General features: G+C 51.2%; 3 protein-coding genes. All 3 read right to left on the bottom strand.

Going from position 1 to position 3,263, the window contains the following annotated elements; all coding sequences use genetic code 11:
* Positions 1–375 precede the first annotated feature (375 nt).
* Complete coding sequence (gene cas2 / locus D5S03_RS07755) at positions 376–657, bottom strand: CRISPR-associated endonuclease Cas2 (protein WP_287043347.1); 282 nt, start codon at positions 655–657, stop codon at positions 376–378.
* On the bottom strand, positions 657–1,709 hold the full coding sequence (gene cas1 / locus D5S03_RS07750) for a CRISPR-associated endonuclease Cas1 (protein WP_287043346.1): 1,053 nt from the start codon (positions 1,707–1,709) through the stop codon (positions 657–659). Before cas1 ends, cas2 begins: the two co-directional genes overlap by 1 nt.
* A 3-nt stretch (positions 1,710–1,712) precedes the next feature.
* Positions 1,713–3,263: CRISPR-associated primase-polymerase type A1 (locus D5S03_RS07745; protein ID WP_287043344.1), on the bottom strand; the 1,551-nt coding region annotated here is incomplete at its 5' end.

Below are 3,263 nucleotides of genomic sequence, written 5' to 3'. Positions count from 1 at the left end.
AGTCTCAATCCCCTCAAATCGGGGCAATGTTTCAGACTCTCCCTCTGGCAACCCTTATCATACATAGCCTCACAGTCCAAATTCTGAATATACCCCCCTCATTAAAAAATCAAGGAACTTTTTCATGTTAGTGCTGATCAAAATTGTTGCTCTAACATATCGTCATAATTTGAAAAAACAGAATCTGAATAGCGCAGTCATTCAAGGCAAATTATTTCAATAAGTTATGCTTTTTTTGAGTTTTTATTCAGATCAAGTTCAGATTTTTATTTGAAATGCAGATAAGTGCCTGTTTTTTATATCAAGTGCTCTTCCGGGAAGTTGTCCAGCCTTTGTCCAGCAAGCCCTCAAAGCAGAAGTAATCGAGCAGATATTTCATCCCGCTACGTGGTAATTTTTGATTTCCGGTGCTTCACCAAGCCCGGACTGTTCAAAGTCTTTAAGACAGGATCTGCACTGGCGGTAGTAGCGCACACTGTCCTCGGCGAAGTCGATGAGTCTTTCCACACGGTCCTTCATCTTCAAAAATCCCTTTTCAGTCAGGTCCGGGCATTCAAAGGCGGATTTCTGTACCCGGTAACCGTAGGATTTTAAAACCTTGGCCACCCTATACCTGGTTTTGTCGTCCACAATGTCATAGCATACCAGGTAAAACACTACATCTTCTCCGACAAGGAAAAAGGCTGGTAATCAGGGTTGTCATCCGTTATGCACTCTAGAAAGTGCCTGACCTGGTGCAGTATATACCCTCTATAGCTCAGCTTTTTTCCCAGCTTTCCGGCCTGTATATCCTGGTTCATCCAGTTTTCATAGGTCTGCACCAGTGCACGCCTGGGTCCGGGTTTTAGTTCCACCGGTCTTTTCTGTACCAGGTCGTGCTCATCGACAAAATCTGTCCGGGTGTGGTCACGGTGCACAAAGTCATCCTTCTTGACCGTACCCCGGTTGATAAGCTGCAGCACAAGCCTGTCCGCTATATAGGTTCTCCATTCTTCCACCAGGTCACAGGCCAGGGAAGGGCGGCCATAGGCCGGTTCGTGCAGGGCTCCCAGGCCTGGGTCCAGCCCGGCTGTCCTGATGGCGCTTAAGACCTCGCTGGTAAGCATGGTGTAAATAAAAGAGAGCAAGGCGTTGACAGGGTCCAGGGGTGGCCTTTTGGACCTGGCGGTAAACTTGAAGTCCGGGTTTTTAACCAAAAGTCCAAAGGCACGAAAAAACATGTTTGATCCGTGGCCTTCCATTCCGCGCAGAGTATTCATGTCCCGGGCATCACGGACATTTCTGGAAAGCGCCTTGAGGGCCTGGGACATGGCCAGGGCATCTTGAAGTTTGTTTCTTTGACCCTGTGCCTGGAGAAAACGTGCCTGGTTGCGCAGTTTGCCCTGAACAACGGCCCTGGCGACTGCCAGGAGAAAGCCATCGTCTGACAGGTTTAAATACTGCTTGCGCCGCCTCTGGACGTCCTTGTGCTCGTCAATGTTCAGCCTTCCCCTGAATCCGCCGGAAGGAGACAGAAATACCGTTTCCACTCTGTTGCGGATTAGAAAGTCTATAACTCCCCCGGAAAGCGAGGTGTACCCCATAAGCACCAGCTGTTCCAGGCCGGATCCGGGTATTTCCTCAACCAGTTTACGGTCTTTGTATAGAGCCAGGTTGGGACCTGACTTGCGCAGGTAACTGCCCTGGTCCAGGATGTACACTCTTTGCATGTTTTACCTCCTGTTTTCGGGCAGAAATCGCCTGACCATGTCCAGGCTGGTCCGGAGATGGTCCAGGGCATCGTTGAGGTTTTCAATCTTTTCAGCAGGCTGGTCCCGGGGTGCCATATGGTCACGGCAATGCAGCAGAGGATGCGGATAAGAGCCGGCCTCCTGGAATACACAGTAATCCAGATGCACGTTTAAAAGCTGGTGAACTTTTTTGCATCCCAGGGGAGTGCCCCGGATCCTGGAGAGCTTGTAGTCCACCAGGTGGGGGTTGTATTCCGGGATGTCCTGCAACAGGTGATGCAGGAGATGGTTGGCCCTGGAGAGAAAACCAATGGTCTGAAACAGGACCTTTTCTTCCTTGAGTCCCAGCTCCCTGTTTTTGCGCAAGGCGGAAAAAACCCGGCCCAGGGGAGGGCACCTTTCGGACAAAAGATGCAGTTCAGGATACTTGCCTGCCCATTCATTGTAGGCTGGATGCAGGGAAACATTGCCCTGCTGCTTATCCTGGTCAACGCTCAAAACCTCCTGGGACTGGATAAAAGGGTGACCTTTCAGCTTTTTAATGTTGGCCCAGGGGTCGTTTCTGGGACAGCCCGTAAAGTATGAAGGCTTGCCGGTTACTCTGTGCAGACCAAGAGGGAGTTTGACCAAGTTGCCCAGGCCCTTGCCCTGCAACCGGTCCTGCTTGGGAAAGACCTCCAGGCTGAAAAAATGACAATCCCTGGTAAGGGCTCCGGCCAGTGGAGAGATGACTTTTCTGGCAATGGACGCCTGCACTGGTTCCTCAAAGAAAAACCAGAAATGATACCCCTTGCCCCCGGAAAATTCGCACAACGGCTTGTAGCCGAGTGTTTTCCCGGACAGTTCAGACATACGATCCTGGATATAGTCTTTTTCACTCTTGATGCCGGATTTGTCCGCAGGTTTTACCTGGCTGCCCCTGAAGGCCTTTTTCAGGTCCATGTCTATTACAGCCGTCTTGACCGTGGAATCCCGGCGCAAAAGGTAAATGCCGTAAGTTTTCTGGCCCTTGATATGCTCTAGCAGGTCCTGGGCTGAAATGGGCCTTCGTACCGGCATGTAACCCTGACTCTCTTTATTTTTGTCCACCCACTGCCTGGCGAATACATCTTCCCTGCCCTGGAAATAGTACAGGTAAAGCTCCTGCAGTTCCTGTCGTTCCCTGAAAAGGTTGAAAGGATCCTCCACCTCCGGGTCAGCCGGGTCAAACTCCTGGGATGCCGGTATTGTAAGATCTCTTTCCAGTTCCGGATGCAGGCTCAATGCCCTGGCCCTGACAGACTCGGCCTGTGCAAGCTGGTTCATCCTCACCAGGAGTTCGTATCTTTCCTTCCAGGCCGGCAAATGACCGGGGTGCTTTTCACAGGTCCAGCCGAGGATTTCCAGGGCCAGGTTAATATCTCCAAGCACCTGTGCGGTCTCGGACCAGGACAGGAGCTGGTCCGGGGCAAGACGTTTTCTGATTTCCTCGTTTCTCAAGGTGGACAGGCATTTGTCGCTTTGCTCCCCTTTTAGGGCCAGTTCGCGCAGTCT

It is taken from the genome of Desulfonatronospira sp. MSAO_Bac3 (assembly GCF_003838035.1).
Taxonomy (GTDB): Bacteria; Desulfobacterota; Desulfovibrionia; order Desulfovibrionales; family Desulfonatronovibrionaceae; genus Desulfonatronospira; species Desulfonatronospira thiodismutans.
Note: the sequence above shows the minus strand (reverse complement) of the source record. Positions and strands in the feature narration are given on the sequence as shown.

Bases quoted from the DNA above. Each gene is read 5' to 3' on its own strand.
- cas1 (WP_287043346.1), bottom strand. From the start codon at position 1,709: ATGCAAAGAGTGTACATCCTGGACCAGGGCAGTTACCTGCGCAAGTCA.